Source organism: Furfurilactobacillus rossiae (assembly GCF_013394005.1).
Classification (GTDB): Bacteria; Bacillota; Bacilli; order Lactobacillales; family Lactobacillaceae; genus Furfurilactobacillus; species Furfurilactobacillus rossiae.
This window is the reverse complement of record NZ_CP040586.1, coordinates 1719098-1733645: the sequence shown is the minus strand read 5'-3', so window position 1 is coordinate 1733645 and position 14548 is coordinate 1719098. Positions and strand designations below refer to the sequence as shown.

The following is a 14548-nucleotide window of genomic DNA, read 5'->3' as shown; positions in this document are numbered from 1 at the left end:
TTACAAGATTGCTGCCGTTGCAATGCTATTTACCTTGTACTTTACGTTTGGTAGTCCGATTGATGCACATGCCATGCACATTATGGAAGGTATGCTACCGCCAAAGTGGTGTATTTTCTGGTTTGCGGTTAGTGCACCATTCTTCATTTATGGATTGTACCGGATGCGTAAAATCGTGACTTCAAGTCAACAAAACGCCAAGGTCATGTTGGCACTGTGTGGGGCCTTTGTGTTCGTGCTTTCCTCACTTAAGTTGCCTTCAGTAACGGGTTCTTGTTCACATCCAACTGGTGTCGGTTTAGGAACGGTTATGTTTGGCCCTGGTGTTCTCGCCGTGCTCGGTGTGATTGTGCTCTTATTCCAGGCTTTGTTATTAGCGCACGGTGGCTTAACAACGCTTGGCGCCAACGAGTTCTCCATGACCATTGTGGGACCAATCGTTGGTTTCCTAGTTTGGAAATTATGCCGGAAACTAAATGTCAACCGTTCTGTTTCCTTGTTTTTATGTGCCATGTTTGCCGACTGGTCGACTTACGTCACAACCTCATTTCAATTAGGAATCGTTTACCCAGACCCTAATGGTGGAGTTGCCGGTGCAGTGCTCAAATTCTTAAGTATTTTTGCCATTACTCAAATTCCTTTAGCAATTGCTGAAGGACTGTTGACAGTGATTATTTATAACTTGATTTTGAATAACGATCTATGGAAAGAGAGTGCCCTATCATGAGCAATAAGACTAATAAATCACGAACTAGACAAAATATTATTTTATTGATTCTAGTTATTGTTCTCACTATCACGCCGTTTATTGTCGCAAAGGGCGGCTCGTTTTCAGGCAGTGATGATCAAGGAACAGAACAAATTAAAAAGTTTGATCCGAGTTATAAACCATGGGCACACCCACTGTGGACACCACCGTCATCTGAAATTGAGAGTCTCTTGTTTACCGTTCAGGGGAGTCTTGGTACAGGCATTATTGCATATGTGATTGGTAATGCTCATGGCAAACGGGTAGCTCGTGAGAAAAAAGATAACGATGATGCATCGCAGGAAACAAAGGAAAAGTGAGGCAAAACTAAATGCTCACAATCGATAAGTACGCTTATAACAACGAAATTGCCACTTGGTCACCTAGTGTTAAAGGCCTGCTATGGTTAGTCGGCATGATTATTGCGTTTCAGCCGATTCTGTTATTAAAAATTGTTTTTTTACCCATCGCGGTTATTTATACATTGCATGTTGTTCATGTAACCTTTCATCAATATTTGAAATGGTTCTATGCGGTGATTCCATTTATTGCACTCAGCATTATTGGGATTGCGTTTACGATGTCACCGTCTCCAAAGAACGTGTATGGTGCAATTCATTTATTTGGTAACTATTTTGGGCTTGCCAAATCGATGATGCCAATGACATTAGAGTTGTCATTCCGGATTATTACAGCGATTGTGTGCACGTATTGGTTTGCTTTAACAACGCCATTTCAACAAATCATCTTGTTATTCAAACATCTTCATTTTCCATCTCTGCTAATTGAAGAAACGCTGCTCATGTACCGGTTTATCTTTATCTTTGTCGATTCATTTGAGCAAATTTATCGCGCACAAGAATTACGGTTTGGTTACGCCAGTCTCGGTTTATCGGTTCATTCGGCGGCCATTTTAGGCAAAATGTTGTTCGAACAAGTCATTATCAATTATCAAAAAATGACCTATGCACTGGATGCCAAAATTTTTCAAGGCGAATTTGCTGTACAGGAGAACAAAATATGATTGAATTACAAGACGTTGATTTTGCGTATGATGATCATCAGGTTTTAAAGGATGTTTCATTGACATTGGGTAAACCTGGACAGAACGTGATTGGATTGATCGGTCAAAATGGATCAGGAAAATCGACAATGTTTTTAAACTTAGTGGGTATCTTAAAGCCCACAAGTGGACGAATTCTTTTAGACGGACAACCGCTTAAGTATGACAAAAAGAGCTTGACCCACTTAAGGCAAAAAGTGGGTATCGTATTTCAGGATTCAGAACAACAGTTGTTCTACTCCATTGTCAAAGACGATATCGCCTTTGCCTTACATAATTTAAAATTACCGCAAGATGAGGTTGTCGCACGGGTTCGTAAAGTGCTAAAGCAACTGGATATTGAGCATTTAAAGGATCGGCCCATTCAGTATCTATCTGGTGGTCAAAAGAAGCGGGTGGCAATTGCAGGCATTTTGGTACTGAGGTCAGAATGGTTGTTACTCGACGAACCAACAGCAGGATTGGACCCCGATGGCAAACAGCGAATGATTACCTTAATCAAGGGATTAGCAGCCAACGGACAAAAAATATTAATTTCTAGTCATGACATGGATTTCATGTATGAAATTGGTGACTATTTTTACCTACTGCAGCATGGCAATATCGTGAAGCAGGGCGACAAAAAGACTGCCTTCGCGGATGATAAATTATTGTCTGAATGCTCACTGGAACAGCCATGGCTGATGAAACTTCACCAGCGGCTCGGTTTGCCACTGTACGAGCACGCTGATGCCATGTTCGAAGATGAGCAATTAATTCACACGTTGTCCGCCATACAATAGTTTTATGAAGTAAATACGGAAGGAACAGTAACAATGACTGCGAAAGCGATTATGTTTCAGGGCACGGCCTCCGATGCTGGTAAAAGCTGGGTAGCGGCGGCACTGTGCCGGGTTTTAGAGAAGCGTGGGTTAAAGGTCGTCCCGTTTAAATCTCAGAATATGGCGCTTAATTCGTTCATTACCAAACGTGGATATGAAATGGGCCGGGCACAGGTTTTTCAAGCTGAAGCTGCCAAACGTGAGCCTGATGTTCGAATGAATCCCATTTTGCTTAAACCTTCTACTGATAAGGATTCCCAAGTCATTATCATGGGCAAGGTTTATGGCGACATGGATGCGGTAACTTACCAAGCCTTCAAACCACAACTCAAAAATCGGTTGAGTCAGGTCTACGACGAATTGGCCGACGAAAACGATGTTGTTGTGATGGAAGGCGCTGGAAGTCCAGCCGAAATAAATTTGAACGAAAATGACATTGTCAACATGGGAATGGCCAGAATTGCCGATGCACCGGTTATTTTGGTGGCCGATATTGATAAAGGCGGCGTGTTTGCTTCGATTTACGGCACCATTAAGTTATTGCCTAAAGAAGATCAACAACGAATCAAAGGCATCATTATTAACAAGTTCCGCGGTGACAAAACGCTGTTGGAATCCGGTAATAAAATGATTGAAACGTTGACCGGCGTACCGGTTATTGGTGTTTTGCCAATGAGCGATGCCGATCTAGACGAAGAAGACAGTGTCGATTTAGTTAACAAATCAAAGGTGTTTGATGCCAGTAAGGACATTGACATTGCTGTATTGAGTCTTGGTAAGATTTCTAACTTTACTGATTTTCACAGTTTGTCATTACAACCAGATGTCTCCGTCCGCTACGTCAACCGGGTAACTGAACTGGGTGTACCGGACTTACTGATCATCCCAGGTAGTAAGAATACGAATGAAGACTTAAAGCTCTTACGAGAAGATGACTTTCCAGAAGCCATTCAACGAGCACATAACCAAGGAACAGAAATTGTTGGCATATGTGGGGGCTACCAAATCCTTGGTAGGAAGCTTCTGGATCCAGAACATATTGAATCGGAGATTGAAGAACAGGATGGTCTAGGGTTGCTGGATACCGTGACTACTTTTCACGATGTTAAGACAACTGTACAATCGTCTGCCAGGGCAGGCCAATATGATCTTCATGGTTATGAAATCCACATGGGTCAAACGAAACGCGGCAGGGACGCACGACCATTACTAACCATTACCAAGAGTAGTGATGGCGAGTTATCCCACCCAGATGGTGCAATCAGTCGTGATGGCAACGTTTGGGGCACGTATTTGCATGGTATTTTTGACAACACAGTTTGGACACGTCATGTGCTGGACGAACTACGAATTGCAAATGGTATGAAGCCATTAATCAAGAGCAACTTGTCATTTGCCAAATACAAGGATGATCAGTACGAAAAACTGGCCGATCTCTTTGAAAAGAACATTGATATGACCGCTATCGACGAGATTCTTAATATCACTGATTAAAGTTGGGTGACTGTCGCTTACGGTTGTCGACATTGAGGCGCTCGCCGTGGGACCGGTTCAAGCCTGAAAACCACAGTCTTTTACCTCGCCGCCAAGCCGGAAACCACGTCTTGACGACCGTCCGTGCTGTAAATCAGGCTCAATCCCGCCTGATCAACACCACTTTCACTGCTCGGCTTCAATGTCGACGTCCTCCAGCTGGCATAGTATCCAGCTTTCAACAATGTCGGATTACGTTACTAAAGTAGTGAAGCTGAACAGAAGCAGAGCCTATGTCAACATTACTTAGTGGGGAGGTTTTGCCCATTTAGTAATGTGGGACGAGTTATGAGACGGGGGCTGCGGATCATAATCGAGTGAAAGACTGCGATTTTAAGCAGGCTGAAGCGACCCCATGGACGGCGTTTCAGTTCGGCGGAACGGCAACCTCAAATATTTGTGAAAACTAATGAACCGAAGGAGATGTGACGTGATGGGTGCGGGATATCCGATTTTGCTGAACTTGACTGATCGTCACGTTTTAGTCGTTGGCGGTGGCAAAATTGCTGCTCGTAAAATAAATGGGCTGTTAACAGCCGGCGCTATTGTGACCGTGATTGCGCCAAAGTTGGTTGATCAGATTGATACAACTAAAATCACCTGGTATCAACGAAATTATGAAGCAGCCGATTTGAGGGGCGAGACCATCATCTTTGCTGCGACCGATGATGAAAATTTGAACCACCAGATTTGGCAATCAGCTGGTCAAACTCAGTGGGTGAATGATGTTAGCAATCATCGCACTTCTGATTTCTTCAACGTTGCACAAGTAAGAACCAAAAAGGTCTTGATTGGTATTTCTACGTTTGGACAATCACCTTCGAAGGCTAAACGTTTAAAAAAGCAATTGCAGGATTGGATTGGAAAGGAGGCAGAATGAAATGTATTTAATGCACGCTAGCTTGAATTACCACGATTTGCCGATTGAAGAGCGAAGTCAATTTGTATTTAACAAGGATGAGTTGGCTGATGCGGATGTTATGTTGAATCAAGAAAAAAGCATTTTGGAAAATGTTATTTTATCAACATGCAATCGAACCGAACTTTATGCAGTTGTGGATCAATTACATACTGGTCGTTATTATTTGCGTCGCTTTTTGGCCAACTGGTTCCATGTTGATATGGCCCGTATTGATGAATTAGTGGATACAGGTAGCGAAACTGATACAGTCACGCATTTGATGCGGGTTACGACTGGTCTAGATTCCATGATTGTTGGCGAGCCACAAATTTTAGGCCAAATGAAACAGGCTTTTGCGATTGCTCAAAAGGCACAGACGACTGGGTTAATCTTTAACGAACTATTTAAAGAGGCCACGACTTTTGCCAAGCGTATGCATACTAAATATCGTGTAAGCGAGTTATCTAAATCGACTAGCCAGGCAGGATTGCATCAGATCAAACAGCATTTTGGACAGTTGAGTGGTCAGCGATTACTGATTATTGGAACTGGCATGATTGGCGCTCAAGTAGCCCGTAACGCCAGTACAATGGGATTCGGACAGATTATTTTAATGAATCGAACCAAAGAGACTGCGGATGCATTGGCTGATGAAATTGGTGGCGTCGTGCGAGCCTCAGATTGGTCACAAATGACCGACGAAGTTAATCGTGCAGATGCGATTGTAACCGCTGTTGGCGCAACGATGCCGATTATTAGCGGAAAAATGTTAACCACTTCGGATGTAGTTAGCGATGGTATCGTAATTGATCTTGGCGTGCCTCAGAATGTTGATACAGAGGCTGTCGCCAAATTGAGTTGTTACGACAATATCGATGATTTGTCCGATATTCTGGATGATAATCAGTTGGCTAAGCACCACATGATTGATCAAATGGCTGCAGAAGTTCCAGCAGCGGTTGCAGAGTTTGATGACTGGCAACGTTCGTTGCCAGTAGTTCCGATTATTCGTGAACTACGTGAGTCCTCATTAGAAATTGAGAGCAATACCTATGATAGTTTGATGCGCAAATTACCGCAATTAGATTCACATGAACGTAAGGTTATCAGCAAGCACATGAAAAGCATTGTGAATCAAATGATTAAAGGACCAATTGTTCAAATAAAAGATTCATCCAGTGAACCGGACGCCGCAGAACACCTCGATTTCTTCTGTCGTATCTTTGGTTTCGACCGGGCATATCAACAACGGGAGCAGATGACTCATGAAAAGTAATGTCATTATTGGTAGTCGAAAAAGTCGTTTAGCCATGATTCAATCAAATATGGTGAAGGATGCGTTATCGGACCGTTGGCCAGAAATTAACTTCAGTATTAAGGAAGTCACGACGCAAGGCGACGTTGATCGAACCAGCAGTTTGGAAAAAATTGGTGGCAAGGGCGTGTTTGTCAAAGAGCTGGAATATGAACTGTTAAACGGTGATATAGATTTTGCTGTGCACAGTTTGAAAGACGTTATGCCACGTTTGCCTGAACAATTAATGATTGGTTGCATCCCTCCGCGTGAGTCGCCATATGATTGTTTGATTACAAGCACACCCATGAAGTCATTAGATGATTTGCCGCAGGGGGCCCGAGTCGGCACTGGTAGTAGTCGGCGAATGGGGCAGTTACTCCATCTACGTCCGGATTTAAAACCCGTAACCTTGCGTGGAAACGTCGAAACGCGAGTTAATCGAGTTCACGATGACGATATTGACGCGATTGTGATTGCTGAGGCTGGTTTAAATCGACTCAAGTTGGATTTGGGTGATTTGTATCGGTTGAGTTTGGCCGACGTGATGTTACCTGCTGTTGGTCAGGGTGCAATGGCGATTGAGTGTCGTCGTGAGGATACTGACACTCAAGAAATCATTGCAGCTATTAATGATCAGGAAACGAACGATTGCGTCACGATTGAGCGTGATTTTCTGCGCACAGTCGGTGGGGATTGCACTAATCCAATTGGTGGTTTTGCTACTCAGTCAGGGGATCAATTTCACTTCAAGGGCATGATCACATCCGTTGATGGCGTTCATGTATTTGAAGATAAACGTGACGGGGACTTAACGGATCGTTTAGGTTACACATCAGCTAAGAAGCTGATTAGTGAAGGCGCATTAGAAAATACATTTGGACAGGGAGAAGAAAATTAATATGCAAAAATTTGATCGGCACCGTCGTTTAAGAAGTAGCGCAGCAATGCGGGATTTGGTTCGTGAATCCCATATTCAAAAAGATGACCTCATCATGCCAGTATTTATTGAAGCTGGATTAAAAGGCAAAACTGAAATTTCATCAATGCCAGGCGTTTATCACTTTGGCTTGGATACAATCATGACAGAAATCAAATCTATTGTGGACTTGGGCATTAAAGCCATCATTTTATTTGGTTTGCCAGACCATAAGGATGAAGTTGGTACCGGTGCTTGGGAACATGATGGCATTGTCCAAGAGGCAACCCGACTCATTAAGAAGAGTTATCCGGATTTAATTGTTATTGCGGATACTTGTTTGTGTGAATACACGTCCACAGGTCACTGTGGCATTGTTAAAGATGGCGTTGTGTTGAATGACGAGTCACTTGAGTACATCACTAAAACGGCGGTCAGTCAGGTTGAGGCTGGGGCTGACATTATTGCACCATCAAACGCCATGGATGGTTATGTTGCGGCAATTCGTGAAGGCTTAGATAACGCCGGCTACAAGAATACGCCAATCATGTCATACGCTGTTAAATACGCTTCATCATTTTACGGTCCATTCCGTGAGGCCGCTGATAGTGCGCCTGCCTTTGGTGATCGTAAGACTTATCAAATGGACCCAGCTAACCGCTTAGATGCCTTACGTGAAGTTGAAAGTGACGAAAAAGAAGGCGCAGATTTCGTCATGGTAAAGCCGTCAATGGCATTTTTGGATGTTATGCGTGAGGTTCGTGATCACACCATCTTGCCACTGGTTGCTTACAATGTTTCCGGTGAATACGCCATGGTTAAGGCCGCAGCAGCAAATGGCTGGATCGATGAAGATAAAATCGTGAATGAAATTTTGGTTGGCATGAAACGTGCCGGTGCCGACTTAATCATTACTTACTTTGCTAAGGATGTTGCTGCAAAACTATAGTGCTTGCGGTTGTCAAAATTGAATGCCGCCCTTCAGCTCACATAGTAGTTACATGCAAAGCACAGGCTAACTAATATTACGCTAGCAAAAACTATTAATGCTCTACTGACAAGTACCGACCGTTTCCAATCACTTTATAGGTAAGTGGAGTCGACCGGCAACAGAGTTCCGTGTCGACAGTACTTAATGGCAGGGGCTTAGCCATTTAGTACTGTGGGACGAGCTTTGAAACCTGTACTTTAGGTTCAAAGTCGAGTTTGAAGACCGCGGTTTTAAGCGGGCTGAAACGGTCCCCATGGAACGGCGTTGCTGGTCGGCGTAACGGTTAATGATTAGATTGAATGTTGATCACAGTTACAACGGCACTGTCAGATGTTTTTAGTTAAATAAATTGAATGGTAGGAGTGACAGTATGAAAGATTATACAAAATCAAAGGCCGCGTTTGTTGAAGCCTCAAAAATCATGCCCGGTGGTGTAAACAGTCCGGTTCGTGCATTTAAAAACGTTGGTGGAGATCCATTATTTATCGATCACGCAAAAGGTGACCATATTTATGATATTGATGGCAATAAATACATCGACTATGTTCTATCCTGGGGACCACTTATTTTAGGCCATGCAGAAGATAACGTTGTGTCGGCTTTACAAAAAGCAGTTGAAAAAGGCACTAGTTATGGCGCACCAACCCCGCTGGAAACGACGTTGGCTGAAATGGTCCAAAAGCTGGTTCCATCCATGGAAATGATGCGGATGGTTTCGTCTGGGACTGAAGCGACAATGAGTGCCATTCGTTTAGCACGTGGCTGGACTGGGCGCGATAAGATTGTGAAGTTTATTGGGAACTATCATGGGCACAGTGACTCACTGTTAGTTGATGCAGGTTCTGGCATGGCCACGTTTGGCATTAACACATCGCCTGGTGTACCAGATCCATTGGCCTACGACACATTAACTGTTGCTTATAATGACACGGCCGCAATTAAAAAATTGTTTGCTGACCAGGGTGATGAAATCGCCTGTGTCATTGTTGAACCAGTAGCTGGTAACATGGGTGTTATTCCAGGTACCAAAGAGTTTCTAACAGCCTTGCGCGACATCACTAAAGCACATGGTTCATTGTTGATTTTTGATGAGGTTATGACAGGATTCCGAGCTGGTCTACATGGTGTACAAGGGTTGACAGGAATTACACCAGACCTGACGACGCTAGGTAAGGTTGTCGGTGGTGGGCTACCAGTTGGTGTGTTTGGCGGCCGTAAGGACATCATGTCTGATATCACACCAGCTGGTAAAGTTTATCATGCCGGTACATTGTCAGGTAATCCGCTGGCAATGACAGCAGGAATTGCAACACTGTCGCAACTTAATGAAGAAATGTACACGGCAATGGACGCCAAAGTGACACATATGTTAGAAGGGTTCAAGAGGAGTGCTGATGCACACAAGGTGCCATTGGTCGTTCATCATGTTGGGACAATGTGGAGCTACTTCTTTAATGAAGGCCCAGTCAATAATTTTGATGATGTTCAAAAGAGCGACGTGAAGTTTTTTGCGAAGTTCTTTAAACAGTTACTTCAAAATGGTATTTACACGGCACCATCTCAATATGAGACAAACTTCTTGTCTGTCAAACATACTGATGAAGATATCGACATAACCATTGCTGCATTTGATGACGCTCTGACAAAGACGCTCAAAGCGTAGTAATGGAGATGACAATGATGCGACAATTTCGCGATCTTACGTTGTTACCAATAAGTGAGACCCAAACGCTGGTTATTGCGTGTGATAGCAGTGCCGCCATTGGCGAGAAAAAAGCAGACATGGTGAGCCTAGCAACGGCAACTATGGCTGCTTATTCTTTACGAGTACCATTGCTTGAAACCCTTTGTATCGGTGCGTCACCACTGGCAGTTATTGATACGGTAGGAAACGAAATGCAGCCAACCGGTCATAATATGATTGCTGGGATTAAGGCAGAGCTGATTAAAGCGGGTTATCCCAATTTACCTATTAACGGTAGCACTGAAGAAAATATGGTTACCGTAACGACTTCGATTGGGGTCACGGTTATTGGCATGGCGCCGTCATCATCTTTAATTGGTTTAACAAGTCCAACAGACTTGATTGTTTATCAATTAGGCAGACCGTTTTCGGGAGAAACGCTAAAAACGCACAATGATGAAGTATTTGACTATGACGTCATTAGGCTGTTACGTAAGTTGCCAATGGTACAGGATATATTACCCGTGGGCTCAAAAGGAATTCTGTACGAATTGTCAGAAATGGCACGTACAAACCAATGTGTTTCGACAGCACCGCTTGTTGATTTTGAATCGGATGAAATGCATCGAACGGCGGGACCGTCAACAGTAGCACTAATCGGTGTGACAGTTGATCAGCAGAGTGTTTTTGATCAATTAATTAGTAGTGATCATGCATTTAAGTCGATAAAAAAGATCGCAATTCTAAGGAAGTAGGCAGTAGAGATGGCACAGTTAACAATGGTCACCGGTGGTTCGAAAAGTGGTAAGTCCGTTTATGCAGAGCAACAACTCAATCCGAATCAGCATATTTGCTATATTGCAACCGGCGTGATGTTTCAAGATGATGTTGAAATGGCTCGTCGGATTAAGCATCATCAGGAACGGCGTTCAAGCCAGTGGATAACTCGTGAGCAGTATGAACATGTCGACCAGTTGTTTGGCGACTCACATCTTGATGGATACCTGTTGGATGATGCAACGATGCTCACAACCAATTTATTCTTTAAAAAGGTTGGGGAGCGGGCAGCCGAGTTACACGAAGAAAACTGGGACAAAGTAATCAATGCCCTGTCTACGAACGATGTTGACGATCTAGATAAACAAATTACGACAGAATGGAAACGAATTTTGACAGCCATAGAGCAGGCAGCCGGACAAGTTTTTATTGTGACTAATGAAGTTGGGTTAGGACTAGTGCCGGCAACTAAAGAAGGGCGCATTCTGCGTGATTTATACGGTGAAATTAATCAGCTCATTGCCGCATCCGCCACTCATGTTATTTTTGTTGTCAGTGGCATTCCGGTTTCAGTTAAATAAGAGAGGTCAACGATGTTCGGTGCGATAATTCTGTTTACCCAATTTTTTACACGCATTACAGTGCCCATTGCGATTCCTAATCCAATGGCAAAATTTAATCATAGTGTGCAATATTTGACGGTTTTTGGTCTATTGCTAGGTTTACTTGAAGGTGCTATTTACTTTGGATTGACATTTATTTTGCCCTCATCATTCGCTTGGATTTTAGCAATTTTAGCTGATGCATTGCTTACCGGTGGCTTTCATCTAGATGCGTTTGCGGACACGGCCGATGCAGTGTTTTCATCAAGAACCCCAGATAAAATGCGGGTCATTATGAAAGACAGTCGTCTAGGCACAATGGGTGTTTTGGCATTAATTACATATTATGCCGTAATGCTAAATAGTATTGCAGTCCTAGGCAAGACGTTAAATCACTGGCAACTAGCCGGCCTGATTGTTCTACTCACCACTACTGCAAAGGCTGGTCTGACAATTTTAACCTGGCACATGCATTACGCAGGAGAACAGGGTGGTCTGGCTGAAATGTGGCAAGGGGTCAAAACTTGGCAGATTGTGTTCGGTGAAATCATTTATTTAATCCTAAGTGTGTTTCTGGCCGGTATCAGTGGGCTTATCAGTGCAGTTATTGTTCTAGTGTCGGCTTGGCCGTACCGTCAGCGCTTTGTTCATTTATTTGGCGGCCTAACGGGTGACACGATTGGTGCATTTACATGTGTGGCACAATTGGTTTTTCTCTTAAGTGAAATGATTTTAAATTATACCGGGTTGGTGAGCCACCTATGAAATTATTGCTGGCAAGACATGGTGAAACGTTGCTGAATGCTGAGCACAAGTTTTATGGATCGTTGGATGTTGCTTTGGATGCAGTGGGCAAAAAACAGGCTGAACAATTGGCCCAAAAAATAATGAGTGTACCGCTGACCAAAATTGTGTCTAGTGGTCTCAAACGTTCCCGTCAAACAGCAACCGTGATTTCCGAACTTAGCCGACTGGCATTGTCTGTAGATCAACGCTTTAACGAAAAAGGGTGCGGGCAATGGGAAGGCCTTAATGCTGATGAAATTCAAGCGAGGGATCCAGAGTTCTGGCAACGATGGTTGGATGATCCGCTTAATGTGACACCACCGGATGCAGAGTCGTTTGCAGTCTTTAGATTGCGAGTGACCAGTGCAATAACATCTTTACTGAAGCAGGCACAAAGTACTGATTCGATTATGGTTGTCTCTCACCAGGGAGTCGCTAGATTAATCAATCAAATTCTGATTCCTGCAGATGATTATTGGACACCAGATTTCAAGGCTGGATCTTATACAGAATATGATTTGAAACAGGGCAAGGTAGTAAACGTTCAACGCAATTTGTAGGAGTAATTATGGCGACATTAATTTTGTATCCAAAATCAAAAATTGAATCAGGATTTGTCAGTGAGTTGGAGGCAGTCACTAAACCAGAGTATCTGCCATTACGGCATTTGGAGGCACGTCATTTATCTTCTGATGATCTTAACAAGATTCGTGACGCAAAAGTAATCGTTATTAGCAGTTGGTATGCGCTCAACGTCTATAAAGAGAGGTTGCAAAAGCTGATTAATCCAGTGGATATTTGTGTCTTGAGCAGCAAAATGGCCGTTAATCTGCGTCAGCATCTATCAGAAAATAGCCGAGTTAACATTCGGTATGCTAATGAGGAAAATCAGCAAGGTTTGACCGCATTGTGTAGAACTTATCATCCAAGTGAATCAGTAGTGTGGTTAATAGGCAATCTAACGAATTTCAAACGTCGGTTAAGTGCAAATGAAAGTACATTGATTGTTTATGTTAACCGATGGTCGGCTGAGGATCAGAAAAGAGCAGAAGCGATTATTGCAACAGATCATTTTGAATCAGTATTAGTGACAAGTCCGTCAGCCTATAGTCGATTAAAAACGCTAATCGCCACTGCACCACAATCATTTAAAAATGCAAGATATTATACATTAGGTCAAAAAACGGCATCTGTTATCCGTAAAGATACAGCAAATGTTTGGATGCCGGCGACTAGAAATGCGGTTCTGGCACGTGCGGTAAACCAAATTATTCAGGATACTCAGCAAACACAAAAATAGTTAACAAAGTCGTCAAATAATTGAAAGTAGTTAACAACATGTTACTCATTATCATTGTTATTCTAATTGTAGAGGTGAATCTAGGATGAAGAGTGTCGTTTGTATTAACGGCGGTACAGCAACTGATTCATATAATAAGTTGCTGACCCGTTATATTGCGTCTCGTTATAGCACGACCATTGAGTGGTCGGAGCCGGACATTATGGCGCTACCTTTGATCTTGGCTAATGGTGATAATAATCAGAGTGTTGCGGTAACCGATTTTTTGAAAGCGGTTGCGAGTGCTGACGCAGTTGTTATTGCTACGCCTGAGTATAATAATGCGACGACTGCTGGTATTAAAAACGCACTCGATTGGTGCTCGTTTGCGCCTTATCCATTGAGTGATAAACCAACTCTGTTAATGGGAGCTTCAACGGGAACGTTGGGGACGGTTCGCGCTCAACAAAATGTTCGTGAAATTTTACAATCAGCAATGCTCAGCCCACGTTTGGTAAATCCACCGGAAATATTGCTTGGACATGCCAATACTAAGTTCGATGATCAAGGCAATTTAATGGATCATCAAACATTGAGCTTGATTGATGAAGCAATGCATAAACTAATTCAAATGATTGAAGTGTGAAAAATGAGAGAACATAAAGCAGTGAAACGAATCATTCAGGAATATGTACCCGGCAAACAGATCACTTTGACTCATATTATTGCTAGCCCAACAGATGATGTTTACGTCAAATTAGGTATTGATAATACACACGATAGCATTGGTATCCTGACCGTTACACCTGCTGAAGCGGCCATCATTGCAGGGGATATGGCGATTAAATCTGGTGGCGTGGAAATTGGCTTTTTGGATCGTTTTAGTGGAACAGTTATCTTCCATGGTCAAATTTCTGCATTACAGGCTGCGTTTGAACAAGTCGAAGATAAAATGACAGAATTACTACATTTTTCCGTGGGCAAGATTACGCAAAACTAGACAATATATTGTTATTGTATAATGCCAAATAGTTCACACTTTAACTGTCAAAAAAATACTATTTTAAATCAAAAAGGATCTTTCAACTGCGATAATCCCTTCATGATTGACAGATGAAATATCATAATTCATCTATCAATCATGGAGGGA

General features: G+C 42.9%; 17 protein-coding genes. All 17 read left to right on the top strand.

From position 1 onward, the window contains the following. The first annotated feature begins 22 nt into the window (after positions 1-22). The 17 genes from LROSL1_RS08305 (at position 23) to LROSL1_RS08225 (ending at position 14398) form a co-directional block, all read left to right on the top strand. Positions 23-727, top strand: coding sequence for an energy-coupling factor ABC transporter permease (locus tag LROSL1_RS08305; RefSeq protein ID WP_225440577.1), 705 nt, complete (start codon positions 23-25; stop codon positions 725-727). After that, a complete protein-coding gene (locus LROSL1_RS08300) occupies positions 724-1068 on the top strand; it encodes an energy-coupling factor ABC transporter substrate-binding protein (RefSeq protein ID WP_178914325.1) in 345 nt (114 codons plus the stop codon). Before LROSL1_RS08305 ends, LROSL1_RS08300 begins: the two co-directional genes overlap by 4 nt. 11 nt (positions 1069-1079) lie before the next feature. After that, a complete protein-coding gene (locus tag LROSL1_RS08295; protein ID WP_178914324.1) occupies positions 1080-1772 on the top strand; it encodes a CbiQ family ECF transporter T component in 693 nt (230 codons plus the stop codon). Continuing rightward, entirely contained in the window at positions 1769-2593 is an 825-nt protein-coding gene (locus LROSL1_RS08290) for an energy-coupling factor ABC transporter ATP-binding protein (RefSeq protein WP_178914323.1), read from the top strand. The genes LROSL1_RS08295 and LROSL1_RS08290 overlap by 4 nt, the downstream gene beginning before the upstream one ends. A 33-nt stretch (positions 2594-2626) precedes the next feature. Further along, on the top strand, positions 2627-4126 hold the full coding sequence (locus tag LROSL1_RS08285) for a cobyric acid synthase (protein ID WP_178914322.1): 1500 nt from the start codon (positions 2627-2629) through the stop codon (positions 4124-4126). A 472-nt stretch (positions 4127-4598) separates the two neighbouring features. Next, complete coding sequence (locus LROSL1_RS08280) at positions 4599-5045, top strand: precorrin-2 dehydrogenase/sirohydrochlorin ferrochelatase family protein (protein WP_225440576.1); 447 nt, start codon at positions 4599-4601, stop codon at positions 5043-5045. 1 nt (position 5046) lies between these two features. Next, positions 5047-6342 carry a glutamyl-tRNA reductase gene (hemA, locus tag LROSL1_RS08275; protein ID WP_178914320.1) on the top strand — a complete coding sequence of 432 codons (1296 nt, stop codon included), beginning with the start codon at positions 5047-5049 and terminating at the stop codon, positions 6340-6342. Beyond that, the gene (gene hemC, locus LROSL1_RS08270) at positions 6332-7261 is read left to right on the top strand and encodes a hydroxymethylbilane synthase (protein ID WP_178914319.1); all 930 of its coding nucleotides are present in this window, start codon (positions 6332-6334) and stop codon (positions 7259-7261) included. The genes hemA and hemC overlap by 11 nt, the downstream gene beginning before the upstream one ends. Position 7262: 1 nt before the next feature. Then, positions 7263-8228 carry a porphobilinogen synthase gene (gene hemB, locus LROSL1_RS08265; RefSeq protein ID WP_017262902.1) on the top strand — a complete coding sequence of 322 codons (966 nt, stop codon included), beginning with the start codon at positions 7263-7265 and terminating at the stop codon, positions 8226-8228. Between the two features lie 412 nt (positions 8229-8640). Further along, entirely contained in the window at positions 8641-9933 is a 1293-nt protein-coding gene (gene hemL / locus LROSL1_RS08260) for a glutamate-1-semialdehyde 2,1-aminomutase (RefSeq protein WP_178914318.1), read from the top strand. A gap of 14 nt (positions 9934-9947) precedes the next feature. After that, positions 9948-10709, top strand: coding sequence for a hypothetical protein (locus LROSL1_RS08255; protein WP_225440513.1), 762 nt, complete (start codon positions 9948-9950; stop codon positions 10707-10709). Between the two features lie 9 nt (positions 10710-10718). Continuing rightward, positions 10719-11312, top strand: a complete 594-nt coding sequence (locus tag LROSL1_RS08250) for a bifunctional adenosylcobinamide kinase/adenosylcobinamide-phosphate guanylyltransferase (protein WP_178914317.1) — start codon at positions 10719-10721, stop codon at positions 11310-11312. Positions 11313-11324: 12 nt separating this feature from the next. Next, positions 11325-12098: an adenosylcobinamide-GDP ribazoletransferase gene (locus tag LROSL1_RS08245; protein WP_178914316.1), complete on the top strand. Its 774-nt coding sequence runs from the start codon at positions 11325-11327 to the stop codon at positions 12096-12098. Next, a complete protein-coding gene (locus LROSL1_RS08240; RefSeq protein ID WP_178914315.1) occupies positions 12095-12679 on the top strand; it encodes a histidine phosphatase family protein in 585 nt (194 codons plus the stop codon). Before LROSL1_RS08245 ends, LROSL1_RS08240 begins: the two co-directional genes overlap by 4 nt. Before the next feature lie 8 nt (positions 12680-12687). Beyond that, positions 12688-13419: a uroporphyrinogen-III synthase gene (locus LROSL1_RS08235; protein ID WP_178914314.1), complete on the top strand. Its 732-nt coding sequence runs from the start codon at positions 12688-12690 to the stop codon at positions 13417-13419. Positions 13420-13504: 85 nt separating this feature from the next. Next, a complete protein-coding gene (locus LROSL1_RS08230) occupies positions 13505-14044 on the top strand; it encodes an NADPH-dependent FMN reductase (protein WP_178914313.1) in 540 nt (179 codons plus the stop codon). A gap of 3 nt (positions 14045-14047) precedes the next feature. Beyond that, on the top strand, positions 14048-14398 hold the full coding sequence (locus tag LROSL1_RS08225) for a BMC domain-containing protein (protein ID WP_178914312.1): 351 nt from the start codon (positions 14048-14050) through the stop codon (positions 14396-14398). Positions 14399-14548 lie beyond the last annotated feature (150 nt).

What these genes read in the sequence shown, in the direction of transcription:
- LROSL1_RS08305 (WP_225440577.1), top strand. Translation starts at nt 23, where the DNA reads ATGCTATTTACCTTGTACTTTACGTTTGGTAGTCCGATTGATGCACAT.
- LROSL1_RS08300 (WP_178914325.1), top strand. Translation starts at nt 724, where the DNA reads ATGAGCAATAAGACTAATAAATCACGAACTAGACAAAATATTATTTTA.
- LROSL1_RS08295 (WP_178914324.1), top strand. Translation starts at nt 1,080, where the DNA reads ATGCTCACAATCGATAAGTACGCTTATAACAACGAAATTGCCACTTGG.
- LROSL1_RS08290 (WP_178914323.1), top strand. Translation starts at nt 1,769, where the DNA reads ATGATTGAATTACAAGACGTTGATTTTGCGTATGATGATCATCAGGTT.
- LROSL1_RS08285 (WP_178914322.1), top strand. Translation starts at nt 2,627, where the DNA reads ATGACTGCGAAAGCGATTATGTTTCAGGGCACGGCCTCCGATGCTGGT.
- LROSL1_RS08280 (WP_225440576.1), top strand. Translation starts at nt 4,599, where the DNA reads ATGGGTGCGGGATATCCGATTTTGCTGAACTTGACTGATCGTCACGTT.
- hemA (WP_178914320.1), top strand. Translation starts at nt 5,047, where the DNA reads ATGTATTTAATGCACGCTAGCTTGAATTACCACGATTTGCCGATTGAA.
- hemC (WP_178914319.1), top strand. Translation starts at nt 6,332, where the DNA reads ATGAAAAGTAATGTCATTATTGGTAGTCGAAAAAGTCGTTTAGCCATG.
- hemB (WP_017262902.1), top strand. Translation starts at nt 7,263, where the DNA reads ATGCAAAAATTTGATCGGCACCGTCGTTTAAGAAGTAGCGCAGCAATG.
- hemL (WP_178914318.1), top strand. Translation starts at nt 8,641, where the DNA reads ATGAAAGATTATACAAAATCAAAGGCCGCGTTTGTTGAAGCCTCAAAA.
- LROSL1_RS08255 (WP_225440513.1), top strand. Translation starts at nt 9,948, where the DNA reads ATGATGCGACAATTTCGCGATCTTACGTTGTTACCAATAAGTGAGACC.
- LROSL1_RS08250 (WP_178914317.1), top strand. Translation starts at nt 10,719, where the DNA reads ATGGCACAGTTAACAATGGTCACCGGTGGTTCGAAAAGTGGTAAGTCC.
- LROSL1_RS08245 (WP_178914316.1), top strand. Translation starts at nt 11,325, where the DNA reads ATGTTCGGTGCGATAATTCTGTTTACCCAATTTTTTACACGCATTACA.
- LROSL1_RS08240 (WP_178914315.1), top strand. Translation starts at nt 12,095, where the DNA reads ATGAAATTATTGCTGGCAAGACATGGTGAAACGTTGCTGAATGCTGAG.
- LROSL1_RS08235 (WP_178914314.1), top strand. Translation starts at nt 12,688, where the DNA reads ATGGCGACATTAATTTTGTATCCAAAATCAAAAATTGAATCAGGATTT.
- LROSL1_RS08230 (WP_178914313.1), top strand. Translation starts at nt 13,505, where the DNA reads ATGAAGAGTGTCGTTTGTATTAACGGCGGTACAGCAACTGATTCATAT.
- LROSL1_RS08225 (WP_178914312.1), top strand. Translation starts at nt 14,048, where the DNA reads ATGAGAGAACATAAAGCAGTGAAACGAATCATTCAGGAATATGTACCC.